This window comes from Nocardia sp. NPDC052112, assembly GCF_040680135.1.
Taxonomy (GTDB): Bacteria; Actinomycetota; Actinomycetes; order Mycobacteriales; family Mycobacteriaceae; genus Nocardia.
The window spans coordinates 305,765-322,207 of the sequence record NZ_JBFAWD010000002.1 but is presented as its reverse complement, the minus strand read 5'-3'; the positions used below and the strand labels follow the sequence as shown (position 1 = coordinate 322,207).

Below are 16,443 nucleotides of genomic sequence, written 5' to 3'. Positions count from 1 at the left end.
CGGCGGGTGATCGATGAGGGCGGGGGCGTTGCGGGCGCGCCGGATCGGCTATGCGATCGGGGTATTCGTGCTGGTCGTCGCGGTATGGGAGCTGGTGAAGTACTTCGTGCCCGAGCGCGGGGTGAGTATCGGCGATACCCGGATTCTGCCGCGCACGAGTGACGCCGCGCTGCCGCATGTCTGGTCGGTCATCACGGTGCTGGGCGATAAGGACGGTGCGGGCACCGTCGGCGGAACACTTTTGCGCACAGCCGGATTCACCTTCGGGCTCGCGCTGTTGGCGTTGGTCATCGGCACGGTGGTCGGGGTCGCGCTGGCCGTGGTGATGCAGCGTTTCGCCTTCGTCGAGCGCGGCTTGCTGCCCTATATCGTTGTCTCGCAGACGGTTCCGCTGATTGCCTTGGCGCCACTCGTGGCGGGTTGGGGCGGCAAGATCGTCATTGCCGGTGAACCCTGGCGGCCGTGGATGAGTATCGCGGTCATCGCCTCGTATCTGGCGTTCTTCCCGATCGCGGTCGGGATGTTGCGCGGGCTGCAGGCGCCGTCGCGGGCCTCGGTCGAGTTGCTGCACAGCTACTCGGCGAGTTGGTGGGAGACGTTGGTGCACCTGCGTTTCCCCGCCGCGGTGCCGCACTTTCTGCCTGCCCTACGGTTGGCTGCCGCGGCATCGGTGATCGGTGCGGTGGTCGCGGAGATCTCGACCGGAACGGCCGGCGGAATCGGCCGCCAGATCATTGTCTTCTCCCAGCAGGCGACCGGCGATGCCGCTCGGCTGTATGCCGCGGTGCTCGCGGCCGCACTGCTCGGCGTCGCCGTCACCGCCGTCGTCGGCATCGCCGAATTCGCACTTCGTCGCTACAGCCGTCCGGTCGGGGCGCGCAGCTCGTCAGGAGGTACCCGTTGACCGGGGAAGCAGAATCAACCGTCGCGGATACCGCAGTGGAGCCGACCGAAGCCGACGACGTCGCCGCGGTCGATCTGGCCGGTGTGGGCAAGATCTTCGAGGCGGGTGCGGTGACGGCGCTCTCCGATGTATCGCTGAAAGTGGCTGCCGGGGAATTCGTTTCACTGATCGGTCCGTCGGGCTGCGGTAAATCCACCCTGCTGCGTATTATCGCGGATCTGGAACGACCCAGCAGCGGCGCCGTGACCGTGCACGGCAAGTCCGCCAGGCAGGCCCGAATCGACCAGGACTACGGCATCGCCTTCCAACAGGCGGGGCTCCTGGACTGGCGCACCGTACAGGCCAATGTGGAATTGCCGCTCGAATTGCACAAGGTTCCGAAGGCCGAAAGACGTACTCGCAGTGCGGAACTCCTGGAGATGGCCGGGCTCGGCGATTTCGCCACCCGCTATCCGGCGGAACTGTCCGGCGGTATGCAACAGCGTGTGGCGATCGCCAGGGCACTGGCTCGCAAGCCGTCGCTGCTGCTCATGGACGAACCCTTCGGCGCGCTGGACGAGATGACCCGCGAACGCATGCAGGGCGAACTACTACGCATCGCCGGAGAGACCGGTGCCGCAGTGGTTTTCGTGACGCATTCGATTCCCGAGGCGGTCTTCCTTTCCGACCGTGTGGTGGTCATGTCGCCGCGGCCCGGCCGCATCACCGAGATCGTGCCGACCGGTGGCTGGGGCCGGCAGGTGGGCGTCAGCGGTGACGATATCCGTTCCAGTGAGGCCTTTTTCGAGGCCGTCGCCGCCGTCCGTACCGCACTGCGCGGCGGACACGAGATCGCCGACATCGTCGTTGCGGGACAGGATCTGCGATGAAGACGTGGCTACCACCGGTGGTATTCGGCGTCGGCGGATTGGCACTGTGGCAGGTGCTGACCGTCGTCGCGGGTGTGCCGTCGTTCCTGCTGCCCGCGCCGACCGTGATCGCGAAACAGTTCACCGAGAACTTCGACCGCATCGTCGATGCCGCCACCGCGACCGGTACGAATGCCCTCATCGGCCTGCTGGTCGGTGCGGTTCTCGGCATTGTGGCTGCCATGGTCGCGGTGCGGTTCCGGCTGGTCGAGGGGCTGTTGACGCCGTTGGCCGCCGCGGCCGCCGCGGTGCCGATCGTCGCGCTTGCCCCGCTGCTGAATTCGATGTATTCGACCACGACCGAGACCCCGCGCCGCATGGTCGTCGCCATCGTCGTATTCTTCCCGATGTTCGTCAGTACCGCCCGCGGCCTGCGCCAAGTGCCGCAGGTGCACGCCGATCTGATGACCTCCTATGCGGCGGGCGGCTGGCAGATCACTCGCACGGTGCGGCTGCCCGCGGCACTGCCCTACCTGTTCACCGGCCTGCGCATCGCGGCTCCGGGCGCGGTCATCGCGGCCATTATCGCCGAATATTTCGGCGGCCTGCAGAACGGTCTCGGCAGCCGAATCACCTCGGCCGCGGCGAATACTGCCTATCCGCGCGCGTGGGCGTATGTGGTCGGTGCCATGCTCGTCGGCCTGCTCTTCCTCGCCGTCGTCCTGATCCTCGAACAACTGACCCGCCGACCCCGGACCATCCTGATCCGCGACATTTTTGGGAGATCGAAATGAGAACTGCCACAGGGCGTTTACGCGCTTGTCTCGCGCTGGCGGCGTTGGCGGCGGCCGCGCTGACCGGCTGTAGCACCACCGACAACAGCTCCGGCACCACCGCGGACGGCCTGACCAAGGTCCGCCTGCAGTTGCAGTGGTTCAAGCAGGGGCAGTTCGCAGGTTATCTGGCCGCCGTGGACCAGGGCTTCTACAAGGAGCAGGGCCTGTCCGTCGAAATCCTCGATGGCGGAACCGATATCGTGCCGCAGACGGTACTGGCCCAGGGGCAGGCGGATTACGCGATCGCCTGGGTACCCAAGGCATTGGCATCGCGTGAGGCGGGGGCGGGCATCACCGATGTGGCGCAGGTGTTCCAGCGCTCGGGGACCAAACAGGTGTCGTTCAAGTCCGACAACATCACCGGCCCGGCCGCACTGCGCGGTAAGACCGTCGGGAACTGGGGCTACGGTAATGAATTCGAGCTGTTCGCGGGCATGACCAAGGCCGGCATCGATCCCGCCAAGGATGTCAAGCTGGTCCAGCAGCAGTTCGATATGAATGCCTTCCTCGCCAAGGACATCACCGCCGCCCAGGCCATGTCCTATAACGAATACGCCCAGCTGCTCGAAACGAAGAATCCGGCCACCGGAAAGCTCTACACCGCAGACGATTTCGCCACCATCGACTGGAACGACGAGGGCGTGGCCATGCTGCAGGACGCGATCTGGGCGAATTCGGAGAAGCTGAAGGATGCGAAATACCAGGACCAGACCGTCAAGTTCATCGCGGCCTCGCTGAAGGGCTGGGCGTTCTGTCGCGACAATGTCGACAAATGCCGCGATATCACCGTGGCCGCGGGCAGTACGCTCGGCGCCAGCCACCAGCAGTGGCAGATCAACGAGGTCAACAAGCTGATCTGGCCCTCGCCCAACGGGATCGGCATGATCGACAAGTCCGCGTGGGATCGTACGGTGAAGATTGCCAAGGAGACCAGGAACCAGGAGGGTGTCACGGTGCTGAAGCAGGATCCCGATGCGGGCGCGTTCAGCAACGAGTACATCACCAAGGCGCTGGACTTGCTGAAATCCGGTGGCATCGATGTCACCGGAACGGGATTCACGCCGCAGCAGGTGACGCTGACCGAGGGCGGCAAATAGGTGGTCGATCACGTCTGCTGACCCGGATCGGGGTGAGCTCGCCTGGAGTGGGTGTTCATGGGGCAGAGGATGCGTCATCTGTTGAGGTGTCGAAACCCGGTCACGGTGACACCGACCACCTGGCTGGGCTGCCACGGGTACCCGACACCTCACGCAGCCGCATCGGGGACGAACCCCATGCTGGTGAGTCGATCGCGGGGAACATTTCGCTGCTGACCGGATCTCACCGCGTCATCCGGATCGACCTGCTCGGGCACGGCAGGTCGGCCACACCGGCCGACCGCAGCTACGCGCTCCCGGGCACGCAGGATCGGTGCGGCCCTGGACCTGCTCGGCGTCGAGCACGCCATAGTCGTCGGCCATTCCAGCGGCGGCGTGGTCGCCACCGCTCTCGCCGAACAGCGCCACGACCTGGTGACCGCGCTCGCGTTCATCAACACCGGCCCCAGCCCGGACGCCTTCATCGCACCGGAGTCCGCCGCATTCGGGCCCTCGCAGTGGCCGCCGACCGACGCGCAGCTCCGCCGCTCGCGAGCACCGGTTTCAGCCGCGCGGGCTACCAGATCCCACCAGAGCTCCTGGACGAGGTGCGCGCCATGACCTACCACACGCTCACCACACGATGCAGGACACCCGCCATTACCTGGAGCAGCAGTCGCTCCCGGATCGGCTGAGTGTCCTGGGCAAGCCGTTGAGAACGCCGCGCCGCTTCGACCTCGTCGTCGGCGCGGACGGGTGACTGCACCACGGTTGCAGTCACACCGATTCGGGTACGCGCAGATGTGCGATCGCCAACTCGAACTCACAGCTGTCGATCACATCGGCACCGGAACGACGGCTGGCGTCGGCCCGCAGCGAGGCAGCCTGGTCACGGTTGCGAATCATCGACTCGGCGCTGTCGTAGGTGACACAAGAGACGGCGCGCCCGGACGCCCTGTTGACCAAGAGGCTCGCACTGCAGAACCCGTCGAGTACTTCCATTCCCGACAGGAACTGGGACCTATAGGCCTCGACGGCCGCCTCGAGCCGTTCCGGGTCGGTCTTGACCCAGACAGCGCGGACACAGGCACCCTGCCGTGAATAATGGTCGCGATGCAGGACCGCGATCTCCCATTCGTTGACCTGCGCGCTGCCGCCGAACATCTCGACGATGCGATCGCGAATCGGGCCAACCCGGTCCGCGCTGTCGCGCATCGCTTTCTCCGTTTCCCACGCGCTCGTGGCGATGCACCGGCCGGACTGCCGATCGACCATCAAAGACAGCCCGATATAGCCCGTAATGTCGTCCAACGCCGTCATCACGTCGTCGCGCACATGTGCAACCCCGGCATCAATAGCGGAGGGGCGCGCCTGAATTGTGGTGGAGCGTGCGTACACGATCCCACCTGCTCTCTGCTCGGAGGCAGCGCCCCGGTGGCGCCACCGGTGCTCTTCACAGTAGACGCGATGAAATCCCGTCCGCCCATCCGCGTACCCCCTGGAGGTAGTGCGCGACAGCGCGGTGGTGGAACCGGTAGATCAGTGGGGTGGGTTCGCAGCCAGGGACCGCAACGAGTACCTGGCCGCGTCCGGGCAATGGCGACGCGTCGAGGCGAGTGGCAGCTCAACCGTGTCTTGTGCCCAGGCTCCGGGATACGCAACGGCTTGGCCGAGGCGCTCGGAGCTGCGGGGAATCACAGGCGGGACAGTTCTTGTCATAGGGCGCGTCTCCAGCCGCGGAGGCACCGCAATCAGGCTATGGTGCCAATGTGCTGTTCTATCCAGGTTCGAAGGGGGAATTCGCCCCATGAGCGGGTCAGATCATGTCTTCTATCCCTGGAGCGCCCAGGCGACCCTGAATCCGGTGCCGATCGTCGGCGCGTCGGGCTCGTGGTTCTGGGAGGAGAGCGGCAAACGCTACCTCGACTTCTCCTCTCAACTGGTGAATGTCAATATCGGCCACCAGCATCCGGATATCGTTGCGGCCATTATCGATCAGGCACAGAAGCTCACGACCATCTCACCGACGGTCGGCAATGAGGCGCGCAGCGAACTGGCCCGGCTGATCGTCGAACGCGCACCGGGCGAGCTGAACCGGATTCTGTTCACCACCGGCGGCGCGGAGGCCGTCGAGCACGCCGTGCGGTTGGCCCGCAGCTACACCGGTCGCACCAAAATGCTCGCCGCCTACCGCTCGTATCACGGCGGCACCGGCGTCGCGATCGGGCTGACCGGTGAGCCGCGGCGCTGGGGTGCGGAGCCGACCAATGTCGACGTGGTTCGGTTCTTCGGGCCGTATCCCTACCGATCCCCTTGGGACACAACAACTCCCGAGGAGGAGACGGCGGCGGCGCTGCGGCATCTGCGCCAGGTCGTCGAATTGGAGGGACCGCAGCATATCGCGGGGCTGATCATGGAGACGGTCGTCGGCACCAACGGTGTGCTGGTGCCGCCGCCTGGTTATCTTGCCGGGGTCCGGGCGCTCTGCGATGAATTCGGCATCGTCTATATCGCCGACGAGGTGATGGTCGGATTCGGCCGGGTCGGTGAGTGGTTCGCGGTGCAGGCCTTCGATGTCGCACCCGACATCATCACCTTCGCCAAGGGCGTCAACTCCGGTTATGTTCCGCTCGGCGGTGTGCTGATGGCCGAACGGATCGCGCAGCGCTACGACAATACGGTGTATCCCGGCGGACTCACCTATGCCGGACATCCGCTCGCCTGCGCCGCGGGCGTCGCCTCGATCAATGTCTTCGAGCGCGATGGCATTCTCGACCATGTGCGGACCGTGGGTGCGGATGTCCTCGGAAAAGGCTTGGCGGAGTTGGCGTCTCGGCATCCGAGCGTCGGCGAGGCGCGCGGTCTCGGCTTCTTCTGGGCGCTGGAGTTGGTGCGCGACCCGCAGACCAGGGATCCGCTGATTCCGTTCGCCGCCGCGGGTTCGGCCGCCGAACCGATGAACCGGGTCACCGCGGCCGCCAAGGAGCGTGGACTGTGGCCGTTCAACGCGGGCAACCGCTTTCAGATCGCGCCGCCGCTCACCACGACGGCGGATGAGCTGCGCACCGGATTGGATATCGTCGACGAGGTGCTCGATATCGCCGACGAATACGTGCGGTGATCGGACGCCGCGCGGACCTTACCCCGGAGCCGGTCCGCGCAACGGCCATTTCCCGCTAGATTCGAGGTGTCCACCTCGGCACTCCCTCCAGGAGCTGGCGTGACCGATACCAGAGATCGTCAGAAGCTGTTTACGTCGCCCGGGGGGCGTCCGGCGCTTGCGGTCGGGGGTGTCGGCGCGATCGCGGCGACGGCGCTTGTGGTCCTGCTGTTCTCCGCGAGCCGGTACGACTATTTCGGCGATGAGCTGTACTTTCTCGCGGCCGGGCGGCGACCCTCGTTCGGCTACGCCGATCAGGGGCCGGTAGTGCCGCTGCTGGCGCGTCTGATGGATACGATCGCGCCGGGCAATTTCTTCGTGCTGCGGCTGCCGGTGGTGGCGCTGACCGTGCTCGGTGTCGTGCTGTGCGCGGTGTTGGCACGGGAGTTCGGCGGCGGACGCATTGCGCAGACCTACGCCGCGATCGGCTACGCGACCTCGCCGTTCCTGCTGCTTCAGGGCAAGATGCTGACGACCAATGCGGTCGACACCGTGCTCTGGGTGATCATCACCTGGCTGGTCGTGCGTTGGGTGCGGACCCGACGCGATCGCCTGCTGCTGTGTGCTGCCCTGGTGACCGCGGTCGATATGCAGGTGAAATGGTTGATCCCGTTCTTCTGGATCGGCGTCGCGGTGGGTTCGCTGATCTTCGGTCCGCGCGAATTGGTACGGCGGCCGCTGCTGTGGCTCGGTGCGGCGATCGTGGTGGCGGCGACGATGCCGTCACTGATCTGGCAGGCGCGCCACGATTGGCCGCAGCTGGCGATGGGCAAGGTGATCATCGGTGAGCAGGACATGCTCGGCGGACGAGTGGTGTTCATTCCGCAAGCAGTGCTGCTGGCCGGGTACTTCGGCGCGGTGCTGCTGATGTACGGCGTGTGGGCTTTACTGTGCCATACCTCGCTGCGGCCGTACCGGTTCCTCGGGGCGACCCTGCTGATACTGATCGCCATCTTTTTGGTGATCGGCGGGCGGATCTACTACATGGCCGGGATGTACGGCGTGGTGTTCGCCGCGGGTGCGGTCGGTCTCGGCGAATTGGCGAATCGACTGGATCCCGCCCCGCGCCGCTGGGTCACCGGGGCCGGTGCGGCACTCGCCGCGGTGGCCGCGGGCTTTCTACTGTGGTCGACCCCGTGGCGGGATGCCGCACAGGTCCGACCGCCCGTCAGCGCTGCCGAGGCCGCCGTCAATATCGGCGTCTACGGCGAATTCGGCTGGCCGGAACTGATTTCCGGCGTCACCAAGGCCTATGACTCACTCACCCCGGCCGAACGCGCCGATGCCATCATCATCACCGAGACCTACTGGCAAGCCAGCGCCCTCGACCAATTCGAGCGCGCCAACCTGCCCCCGATCTACAGTCCGAGCCGCGGTTTCGGGTATTTCGGTACACCCCCCGACACCGCGTCGGCCGTCATCGCCGTCGGTGTCGAAGACAGCTTCCTACACTGGGATTTCGACAACTGCGCACCGGTCGCCAAGGTGGACAGCCGAATCGGCTACCCGGGTAACACCCAGGGCGTCACGGTGTGGACCTGTACCGGCCTACGCCATTCGTGGTCCGAGGTGTGGTCGACCTGGATGCACCTGTAGGTACGCTGCGACCATGACTTCTGGGCAGACCGAGATCTGGCACAACCCGCGGTGCAGCAAGAGCCGCAATGCCACCGCGCACCTGGACGAGGCGGGCGTGGAATACACGGTCCGGCGCTACCTCGACGATCCGCCGACCGCGGCGGAATTGCGGACGGTGCTGCAGCGGCTGGGCGCCGAGCCGTGGGATATCACCCGCACCGGTGAGCAGATCGCCAAGGATCTGGGGGTTCCCGGCTGGGAACGCCGCCCTGCCGACCGGGAGCGCTGGATCGAGGCATTGGCGTCGAATCCGCAGCTGATCCAGCGGCCGATCGTGCTCACGCCGGACGGCGGTGCGGTCGTCGCGCGCGATGAGAAGACCCTGGAATCGCTGGACCCTTCGTAGCCGAAATAGCCGGTAGGGTCGGCATTTATGAAGGTACAACTGCGTCATAGTCCGGCCTCCGCGGTCGCGCGGTGCTTCCTGGCCGGGGGCGAGCCGATGCGGGTCGAGAGCGGCGCCATGGTCGCGCATTCGGCGGGAGTTTCGTTGCAGGCCAAGGCCGAAGGCGGCATTCTCGCCGGGCTGAAGCGTTCGGTGCTGGCGGGTGAATCATTCTTCGTCTCGACCTTCACCGCACCGCCGCAGGGTGGCTGGGTGGATGTGGCGCCCGCACTGCCCGGCGACATGCTGAACCTGCAGATCACTCCCGATCGGCCGTTCTTCATAAGCCGTGGCGGCTGGATCGCGAATTCGCACGGCGTGCAGGTGGAGGGCAAATGGGGCGGTTTCGCGAATCTGTTCGGCGGCGAGGGCGGCTTCGGTCTGCGGGCACACGGCGAGGGTGAGGTGGTCGTCGGTGTCTTCGGTGCGATCGATGTGATCGATCTGCAGCCGGGTGAGCCGATCACCATCGATACCGGTCATGTGGTGGCCTATGACCTGGCCATGAATTTCACCATCCGGCGCGCGGTCTCCGGGCGATCAATCCAGTCGCTGAAGTCGGGCGAGGGTTTCGTCTTCGACTTCACCGGACCCGGCCGGGTGCTGCTGCAGACCCGCAATCCGGGTGCCTTCGCGGCGTGGGCGGGATCGGCGGCATCCTCCGGTTAATCACCCGTTTTCACGACCCTCTTACCTGCTGGACATCTAGCTCATGCAGAATGCAAGCTTCATATCGGGTCCAGCAAGGGAATGTACATGGAGCTCCTCGAAGTCGTCGCGAACCTCTTCACCCAGGTCATGGGTGCCATGAGCGGTAGCGCCGCCTGACAGATCGCAGGCTCATCGGCCCATCAGGTCTTCGACCTGGTGGGCCGATGGCGTTTCAGGCCAGCAGTTGGTCGGTGAGGATGCGGGTATCGGGGACGAACGGCCAGGTCGGGTCGGCCAGATGGGCGCGCAGTTCGGCATCGGTCCACCACCAGCCGTCCACGATCTCCTCGGGCTGGTGGCGGATGGGCCCGTCGTAGCGCAGCTCGTAAGCGAACAGATGGCAGCGCATCGGGGCGTCCTGCCAAATGCCGTCCCACGACGCGCTGGCCCGCAGCGGGAGCGGTGGTGCGTGGGCGGGCACCACGATGCCGAGCTCCTCGGCGAGCTCGCGGACCGCCGTCTGTGCCGGGGTCTCGCCGGGATCGACGACTCCGCCGGCCAGACAGTCGTGCATACCGGCGAAGACCATCTTGGTCTCGGTACGGCGGTGTACGTAGACGCGCTCGCCGTCGCCGGAACGGACCAGCACGCCCGCGCTGGCGTGCCAGATGCCGTCGCGATAGACGGTGGCGCGGTCGGCCGCGCCGATTTCGCGGCCCGCGGCGTCGTAGACCGCGATCATCTCCGGCTCAGGATGCACGAACACCGGTCGAGAGTAACCTGATCACCGCACGCCACCCTGAGAGAGGACCGCCCCAGATGGTGCTTCCGCGCACACTGGCTAAGTTGAACCGGCACGTGACGAATCCGATCCTCGGCCGGTTGGCCGGGAAAGTGCCCCCGATGAGCATGGTTGTCCACAAGGGCCGAAAATCCGGACGCCCCTATCGAACTCCGGTGTGGGCCTTCGAAACCGACGGTGTCTACCGGATCGCGCTGACCTACGGTCGCGATGTCGACTGGGTGAAAAACATCACGGCCGCAGGCGGTTTCGAACTCGAGACCAAGGGTACCGTCGTACTTCTCATCGATCCGGTGGTGGTGCACGATACGTCGGTGTCGTGGGCACCAGTTGGTGTTCGCCAGGCGCTGAAGGTGATGTCGGCGACGGATTATCTGCAGGCGCGTCCGGCATAGGAGTCTGCCTTTCAGACGCCGAAACCCCTTGTCCGAGTGGACAAGGGGTTTCGCCTCATGCGCGCTCGCGCGGGTCGAGTACCACTTGCGTGCCCGGAGTGGTCGCGACCTGCAGGGTGCGCAGCCGCAGCAATGTCGGGTGTTCCTCGAGCAGCCGCGCGGTATTGGCCAGCGACCGTAGCGTAGCCGCTTCCGCGCGTGCCCGTTCGAGCTCGGCCCGGCCGCGCTCCTTGGCGAGCACGGTTTCCAGTGCGGCCCTGCGCAGTTCGCCGGGCAGCATCAGATCGCGGGCGTTCAATGCGGCGACGCGCATGCCGAGTCCCGTTACGGCCGTTCCGATTTCGGCGAGATCGCCGATCAGTAGCGTACGGTCGGTGACGAGCTCGTCGAGGGAATGGTTTGCCACGGCGCGGCGTGCGGCATCCTGCACCGCCGCGTACAGCACGTTTTCCGGGTACTGCGCACCGGCGGTGAACTCCTCCGGATCGGTGACCTGCCAGTTCAGTGCGTAGCTGACCCGCAGTGACAGGCCGTCGCGGGTGAGAAGTTCCTGACCGCTGACATTCAGCAGCCGGGGCCGCATGTCGACGACGATCAGCGTGCAGCGCTTGGCGTCGTAGCGGTGGCGTCCGGGCCCGAGCACTCGGTCGAGTGTGCCGTCCCGATACAGCAGCGTTCGCTGCCATGCCATGACCGTCGTGTACATGTTTTCACTCCTCCCGTGCCGTTGTGTCGTTGGCCGCCTTGTTATTTCGGATGTCACCCGGTTCTGGTCACGGGTCCGCGGCGGGGGCCTCCCGCGGCCGTAGCCGCGGAGCCCGCAGAGCCGTTTGCCGTATCCGACCGGAACCGGGTGGCATCGCAGTGGGAATCGAACCCATCCAGGCTTTGTGCCCTTCGCCAGGTGCGAGACCGAGCCCGACACGGGGAACGCGGGTGCGGAGATTCCGCTGCGCCCCTCGACTCGACCTGGAACAACCATACGGTTCGCGACAAAGGCGCGCGAATGATTTATCGGCGCCGCGGTTTCACGCCGGGTTTGGGTGCGGCGTTCGCCCGCGCGGTGGCGACACGCTTTGCCTCGGTGGCTGATTCGGCATCGAGGCGACGATAGACGAAATGCTGTTGCGCGAGCGTCCAGGCATTGTTCGTGACGAAGTACACCAGGATCGCCACCGGCAGCAACACGCCGCCGAGAATCGCGGCCGCCGGGAATACCCACAGGCTCAGCGTGCGCATGAAGGGTAATTGCGTTGTCCCGGTCTGCCTGTCCAGTGACGTACGCGCCGTGAAATGCGTTGCGACAGCAGCGATCAGCATGAGCGGTAGTGCGATGAGCGCCACGGTAGATACCAGTTCGCCCGCGCCGCCGAGTGTTGCCGACAGCGGTACCCCGAACAGTTCGGCATGCAAAAAGGACTGCACATCGGCGGGGCCGAAGAGGTAATTCCCGGTCGCGGCGTTCTGTTCGACCGTCATTGTCTCGGTGCGCCCGAAAGGCAGGTAATCGAAGGTCCCGGTGCGGTCGAACGAACGCAGCACATGGAACAGGCCGACGAACACCAAGACCTGCGCGATCATCGGGATCAGACTGGCGAAGAGATTGACACCGTTGTCTTTGTACAACTGCTGGATTTCGGTATTCCTGCGGACCGGATCGTCTTTGTATTTCTGCTGTATGGACTTGACGCGCGGTTGCAGTCGCTGCATCGCCGCCTGGGTACGCGCCTGTTTCAGGAATGGCAGCAAGAGCGCGGCGCGGAGGGTGATGACGAGAAATACGACCGCGAGCACCCACGCGACCGCGCTCGCGGGGCCGAGGACGGCGGCAAAGGCGGTGTGCCACAACCAGAGCAGGGCGGACACCGGATAATAGATGAAGTCGAGCATAAGAGCACCTGACTGTGCGAACGTACGGATGCGCACGTCGATGGGAGGGGTCAGCCGAATCGCCTGGAGACCAGGCGGCGAATGATCGCTACGCGGTGACCGACCCGGGTGCTCGTGGGCGCGGCCGTCCGGGGGTGTCCGGATTGCTCTGACGCAGGAAGCAACCCCGGCGGCGGCGCTGTGCCGAAGGCGGCGGACCCGAGTGGGCCAGCGCCGTCGGCATGCGTTGTGTGCTCTGCAGCGCGAGCAGCGTGACGGTCAGCGACGCCGCGATGACACCGAAGACGGCAAGTGCCGCCGGCTCGTTCGTCGGGGCAGCGGCCAGGGCGAGCGCGGGCACGACGAGTGCGAAGACCGCAAACGCCATGAGGTGTACCCGCGAGAACATGCCAAGAGCTTACCGACCGGCGACCGGTCCCGGCGATATAGTGACCGGGCGCTCACCGAAATTGATGATGATCTCATCCATCGAAGGAGCACTGCCGTGAATTCGTACGACTCTTTCGCCGACGACCCGGCGAGTCCCGAGTATGCCGATTACGATCCGCGCCACTACGGTTTCGCGGGCACCTCGGAGCTGATGCCGCCATCGGTACGCATGGCTCGAATCCTGTCCTGGTGCCTGGCCGGACTCGGTGTCGCACTGATCGTCGTCGCCATGATGGCCGGGAATCGGGATCTCGGCGCCGCGGTCGGATTCAGCTACTTGTTCGCCTGGTTGCTCGGCGGTGTCGCCTTCGCCTTCGGCATGGACGGCCGCACCGTGCAGGTCATCGGCGTCGTCCTCGCGGCCACTTCCGGATTCCTCTGCCTCGGCCTGATGGCCGTCGGCCCGCTGCCGGGTCTCGCGGGCCTGTGCCTTTCGCTCGCCGTCGGTGTACTGCTGTGCAAGCGGGAATCCACGGCGTGGTTCCTTCGTCGCCGCCGGACCGCGTAGCGACTACATGGCACAGCCGCCGTCCGGGGTGAACGGATAGCGGAGCTGGTCTACGTAGGCGGTCGGGTAGTCGGGTTTCGCCGCCATGCCGAGATCATCGGTGCCGAAATGCCGCGCTGGGTCGTAGGAGTAGGTGCGGAACAGGTGATCCCAGATCAGGGTGAACAGGCCGAAATTGACGTCGCCGATACCGGCGAACTTCAGGTGATGGAAGCGATGGCCCTCGTTCGACGCCAGCAGATACTTGGCGGGTCCGATCCGATAGTCGGCATTCGAGTGTTGCAGCAGTAGTTGGATGGCGACCGAAAGCGCAAGGGCAGCAGCGACATTGGACGGCATGCCGATCAAGATGAGCGGTGCGACACCAGCGGCCGTCTCCACCGTCTGGTGCAGCGGATGTTTCATCAGACCATTGAGGCCGTAGAAGCGTTTGACGCTGTGGTGCACCGCGTGGAAGCGCCACAGGAATCCGATTTTGTGACTGGCCAGATGCACCGTGGTGATGCCGAGATCCGCGATCAGGATGGCAAGCAGGACCTGGCACACGAACGGCCACGAGGTCGGCCAGCCGTCGGGCGCGGGCACGATCGCGGCCAGCAACGGAATCGCCGCGACGCTGAACAGGATCAGCGTTTCGTTGACGAACGCGTGGATGCGATCGCGCAGGGTGTCATCGAGATCGTGATTCCAGTCCGCTTCGTACGGAATAAGCCGCTCCACCAGAAACGATGCGACGATGGCGACCGCTAGTACGAGCAGTAACCAAAACTTCGGCGCACCAGCAGAACTCAGCGCTATGCCGACGCCGTTGAGGCCGATCAGCATGAGGGGCACGTAGCCGTAGCGTGTCAGACGCTGTACAGGCGTGCGGACGATGGTGGTCATATGGGCAAGCCTGGTCGGCCGCGCCCGGAATGACTTGAACGATTCGGCTGACCTAGGTGTACTGACCTGAGAGGTTGGTGACGCGGCTGGCTGGTGGGTGTCCGCCGAGTGCGGTGTGGCCGCGGTGGTGATTGTAGGTGTGTAGCCAGGTGGTGAAGGCTGCGCATCGTTCGGTGTCGCTGCGGTAGAGCCGTGCGTAGGCCCACTCGTCGGCCAGGGTGCGGTGGAAGCGTTCGACTTTGCCGTTGGTTTGTGGCCGGTAGGGGCGGGTTCGTTTGTGGACCACAGGTCCGAGTGCTTGGGCGAAGGTGCGTGATCGGTAGCAGGAACCGTTGTCGGTCAACACTTTTCGGGTGATGATGCCGTTGGCGGTGAACCAGGCGTTGGCGCGGGTCCAGAACGCCGCGGCGGTGTCTTTGCGTTCGTCGTCGAGCAGTTCGGTGTAGGCGAGTCGGGAGTGATCGTCGAGGGCGGTGTGTAGGTAGTGGTAGCCGTGGATCGGGTTGCCGTGGGCGTTGTTGACCCCGGTTGGTTTGTGTGCCTGGGAGTTTCGGTTGCCGATGGTGCGGCCGAGTTTGCGCCATCCGCCGCCGTCGGGGATCTTGCCGAGTTTCTTGATATCGATGTGGATCAGATCGCCGGGGCGGGGATGTTCGTAGCGTCGCACCGCCGTGCTGGTGGCGCGGTCGAGCCAGCGCAGCCGCGCGAGCCGGTAGCGGGTCAGGACCCGGTGCACCGTGGAGGGGTGCAAGCCCAGCAGGTAGGCGATACGCGCGGGTCCCCATCGACGCAGGACGCGGACTTTGATGATGCGACGCTCGGTGCGGGTCGGTGTCCGGCGTGGACTGCGGTGTGGTCGTGAGGATCGGTCGACCATTCCAGCCGCCCCTGACAGGCGGTAGCGGCTTGCCCAGCGAGCGGCGGTTGTCGCTGAGACCTGGAACCGTTCGGCGGCCCGCCGCAGCGGCCATCGGTCATCCACGACACAACGAGCAAGACGTAACCGACCCAACTCCGACAGCGGGGCATTACGGTGAGACACGAAGACCTCCGGAAAGTGAATGCGTTCCTAGACAGCTCGCATCTCACTCGGAGGTCTTCGTCATGTCAGCCCGCCACGCCGTCACCAACGTCCATGGGCAGTACACCTAGGGGGTGTCGCCGAGGTCCCAATCGACGCGGCGGCTCAGAGCCGACGGCGGCAGTCCGAAGGTGCGGCGGCAGGTGCGGGTCAGGTGGGAGCTATCGGCGAAACCGGCGGCGTGGGCGGCGGCGGTGAGATCTTCGCCGGAGCGGACGCGGGTGATCGCCACATGTAGTCGGAGCCAGAGAATATAGGGCCGCAATGGAATTCCGACCTGTTCGGTGAACAGATGGGTGAGTCGGGTCGCGGAAATCCCGACCCGGCGCGCGACATCCGCGCCGCGGATCGGCCCATCGCCGACCAGGGACGGCAGCAGGTGCAGTACCTCGCTCACCGCCTCGTGGCGCTCGTCCTCGACGCTGTGTGAATTGTCGCGTTCGAGATCATCCACGACCTCGGCGACGAGTTCGGCGAGTGGTTCCCGCTCCGGATCGATGGGCAGGGAATGTTCGCGGTCGGCCCACCCATGGGTATGGGCTCGGCGGTCGGCGGCCGCGCCGGCGACGGACTCCGGATCGAGGTAGATCGCGGTACCGCGCTCGGCGCCGGTGGCAATGCGATGCGGTGCGTCGGCGGGCACGATGACGTGGGTGCCGACATGCCGAACGCCGCTCGCGTCCACCACGACCACCGGCGTACATGCGGCGACTACTTGGACGGCGTGATGGGCGTGCAATGCGGTGGGGCCGATGCTGCCGCCGAAGGCGAGTACACCGGCGCGCAGCAATGCCGTACCCTCCCAACGCAGTTCACCGGGTGAACCGGAGACATAGTGCACGGATCGGGGCGAGGTGGATGCCCCGTCGGTAACCAGAGCCTTCATCATCGGATGCTCCCGGGTGACTGCGAATCCCGAATCGGATCCCTCACGGAGACTATCCCGGCCGCCCGG

At 65.5% G+C, this 16,443-nt stretch carries 20 protein-coding genes; 11 read left to right on the top strand and 9 right to left on the bottom strand.

What is annotated here, in order from left to right; genetic code table 11:
- The first annotated feature begins 13 nt into the window (after positions 1–13).
- The 5 genes from AB0L58_RS04865 (at position 14) to AB0L58_RS04845 (ending at position 4,285) form a co-directional block, all read left to right on the top strand.
- Positions 14–904 carry an ABC transporter permease subunit gene (locus AB0L58_RS04865; RefSeq protein ID WP_364381152.1) on the top strand — a complete coding sequence of 297 codons (891 nt, stop codon included), beginning with the start codon at positions 14–16 and terminating at the stop codon, positions 902–904.
- Positions 901–1,773, top strand: coding sequence for an ABC transporter ATP-binding protein (locus AB0L58_RS04860; RefSeq protein ID WP_364381149.1), 873 nt, complete (start codon positions 901–903; stop codon positions 1,771–1,773). Before AB0L58_RS04865 ends, AB0L58_RS04860 begins: the two co-directional genes overlap by 4 nt.
- Positions 1,770–2,546: an ABC transporter permease subunit gene (locus AB0L58_RS04855; RefSeq protein ID WP_364381146.1), complete on the top strand. Its 777-nt coding sequence runs from the start codon at positions 1,770–1,772 to the stop codon at positions 2,544–2,546. Before AB0L58_RS04860 ends, AB0L58_RS04855 begins: the two co-directional genes overlap by 4 nt.
- The gene (locus AB0L58_RS04850) at positions 2,543–3,685 is read left to right on the top strand and encodes an ABC transporter substrate-binding protein (protein ID WP_364381143.1); all 1,143 of its coding nucleotides are present in this window, start codon (positions 2,543–2,545) and stop codon (positions 3,683–3,685) included. The genes AB0L58_RS04855 and AB0L58_RS04850 overlap by 4 nt, the downstream gene beginning before the upstream one ends.
- A 309-nt stretch (positions 3,686–3,994) precedes the next feature.
- Complete coding sequence (locus AB0L58_RS04845; RefSeq protein WP_364381769.1) at positions 3,995–4,285, top strand: alpha/beta hydrolase; 291 nt, start codon at positions 3,995–3,997, stop codon at positions 4,283–4,285.
- A 1-nt stretch (position 4,286) separates the two neighbouring features.
- Here AB0L58_RS04845 and AB0L58_RS04840 read toward each other — a convergent pair whose 3' ends face one another.
- Positions 4,287–4,445, bottom strand: a complete 159-nt coding sequence (locus tag AB0L58_RS04840) for a hypothetical protein (protein ID WP_364381140.1) — start codon at positions 4,443–4,445, stop codon at positions 4,287–4,289.
- On the bottom strand, positions 4,442–5,062 hold the full coding sequence (locus AB0L58_RS04835) for a hypothetical protein (RefSeq protein ID WP_364381137.1): 621 nt from the start codon (positions 5,060–5,062) through the stop codon (positions 4,442–4,444). Before AB0L58_RS04835 ends, AB0L58_RS04840 begins: the two co-directional genes overlap by 4 nt.
- A gap of 409 nt (positions 5,063–5,471) precedes the next feature.
- Between AB0L58_RS04835 and AB0L58_RS04830 the strand changes: the two genes are divergently transcribed.
- The 4 genes from AB0L58_RS04830 to AB0L58_RS04815 all read left to right on the top strand — a co-directional run bounded on the left by AB0L58_RS04830 (position 5,472) and on the right by AB0L58_RS04815 (position 9,516).
- Positions 5,472–6,785 carry an aspartate aminotransferase family protein gene (locus AB0L58_RS04830; protein WP_364381134.1) on the top strand — a complete coding sequence of 438 codons (1,314 nt, stop codon included), beginning with the start codon at positions 5,472–5,474 and terminating at the stop codon, positions 6,783–6,785.
- 99 nt (positions 6,786–6,884) lie between these two features.
- The gene (locus AB0L58_RS04825; protein WP_364381131.1) at positions 6,885–8,420 is read left to right on the top strand and encodes a glycosyltransferase family 39 protein; all 1,536 of its coding nucleotides are present in this window, start codon (positions 6,885–6,887) and stop codon (positions 8,418–8,420) included.
- Positions 8,421–8,433: 13 nt separating this feature from the next.
- Positions 8,434–8,808 carry an arsenate reductase family protein gene (locus AB0L58_RS04820; protein WP_364381127.1) on the top strand — a complete coding sequence of 125 codons (375 nt, stop codon included), beginning with the start codon at positions 8,434–8,436 and terminating at the stop codon, positions 8,806–8,808.
- Positions 8,809–8,835: 27 nt separating this feature from the next.
- Positions 8,836–9,516 (top strand): TIGR00266 family protein, encoded by a 681-nt coding sequence (locus tag AB0L58_RS04815; RefSeq protein ID WP_062989240.1) that lies wholly within the window; start codon positions 8,836–8,838, stop codon positions 9,514–9,516.
- Positions 9,517–9,730: 214 nt separating this feature from the next.
- Here the strand turns inward: AB0L58_RS04815 and AB0L58_RS04810 are convergent, their stop codons facing one another.
- On the bottom strand, positions 9,731–10,240 hold the full coding sequence (locus tag AB0L58_RS04810; RefSeq protein ID WP_364381766.1) for an NUDIX domain-containing protein: 510 nt from the start codon (positions 10,238–10,240) through the stop codon (positions 9,731–9,733).
- 77 nt (positions 10,241–10,317) lie between these two features.
- Between AB0L58_RS04810 and AB0L58_RS04805 the strand changes: the two genes are divergently transcribed.
- Positions 10,318–10,695, top strand: coding sequence for a nitroreductase family deazaflavin-dependent oxidoreductase (locus AB0L58_RS04805; protein WP_364381123.1), 378 nt, complete (start codon positions 10,318–10,320; stop codon positions 10,693–10,695).
- 55 nt (positions 10,696–10,750) lie between these two features.
- Here AB0L58_RS04805 and AB0L58_RS04800 read toward each other — a convergent pair whose 3' ends face one another.
- The 3 genes from AB0L58_RS04800 to AB0L58_RS04790 form a co-directional block, all read right to left on the bottom strand.
- Positions 10,751–11,401, bottom strand: coding sequence for a slipin family protein (locus AB0L58_RS04800; protein WP_364381120.1), 651 nt, complete (start codon positions 11,399–11,401; stop codon positions 10,751–10,753).
- A gap of 305 nt (positions 11,402–11,706) precedes the next feature.
- Positions 11,707–12,585 (bottom strand): membrane protein insertase YidC, encoded by an 879-nt coding sequence (gene yidC, locus AB0L58_RS04795; protein ID WP_364381117.1) that lies wholly within the window; start codon positions 12,583–12,585, stop codon positions 11,707–11,709.
- Positions 12,586–12,673: 88 nt separating this feature from the next.
- Entirely contained in the window at positions 12,674–12,973 is a 300-nt protein-coding gene (locus AB0L58_RS04790; protein ID WP_364381114.1) for a DUF6412 domain-containing protein, read from the bottom strand.
- A 96-nt stretch (positions 12,974–13,069) separates the two neighbouring features.
- Here AB0L58_RS04790 and AB0L58_RS04785 point away from each other — a divergent pair, with 96 nt between their 5' ends.
- Positions 13,070–13,522, top strand: coding sequence for a hypothetical protein (locus AB0L58_RS04785; RefSeq protein WP_364381110.1), 453 nt, complete (start codon positions 13,070–13,072; stop codon positions 13,520–13,522).
- 3 nt (positions 13,523–13,525) lie between these two features.
- On the opposite strand, the gene AB0L58_RS04780 is transcribed toward AB0L58_RS04785, so the two are convergent.
- The 3 genes from AB0L58_RS04780 to AB0L58_RS04770 form a co-directional block, all read right to left on the bottom strand.
- Positions 13,526–14,407 (bottom strand): sterol desaturase family protein, encoded by an 882-nt coding sequence (locus AB0L58_RS04780; protein ID WP_364381107.1) that lies wholly within the window; start codon positions 14,405–14,407, stop codon positions 13,526–13,528.
- 52 nt (positions 14,408–14,459) lie between these two features.
- Positions 14,460–15,449: an IS481 family transposase gene (locus AB0L58_RS04775; RefSeq protein WP_364381104.1), complete on the bottom strand. Its 990-nt coding sequence runs from the start codon at positions 15,447–15,449 to the stop codon at positions 14,460–14,462.
- 106 nt (positions 15,450–15,555) lie between these two features.
- Positions 15,556–16,377 carry an AraC family transcriptional regulator gene (locus AB0L58_RS04770; RefSeq protein ID WP_364381101.1) on the bottom strand — a complete coding sequence of 274 codons (822 nt, stop codon included), beginning with the start codon at positions 16,375–16,377 and terminating at the stop codon, positions 15,556–15,558.
- Positions 16,378–16,443 lie beyond the last annotated feature (66 nt).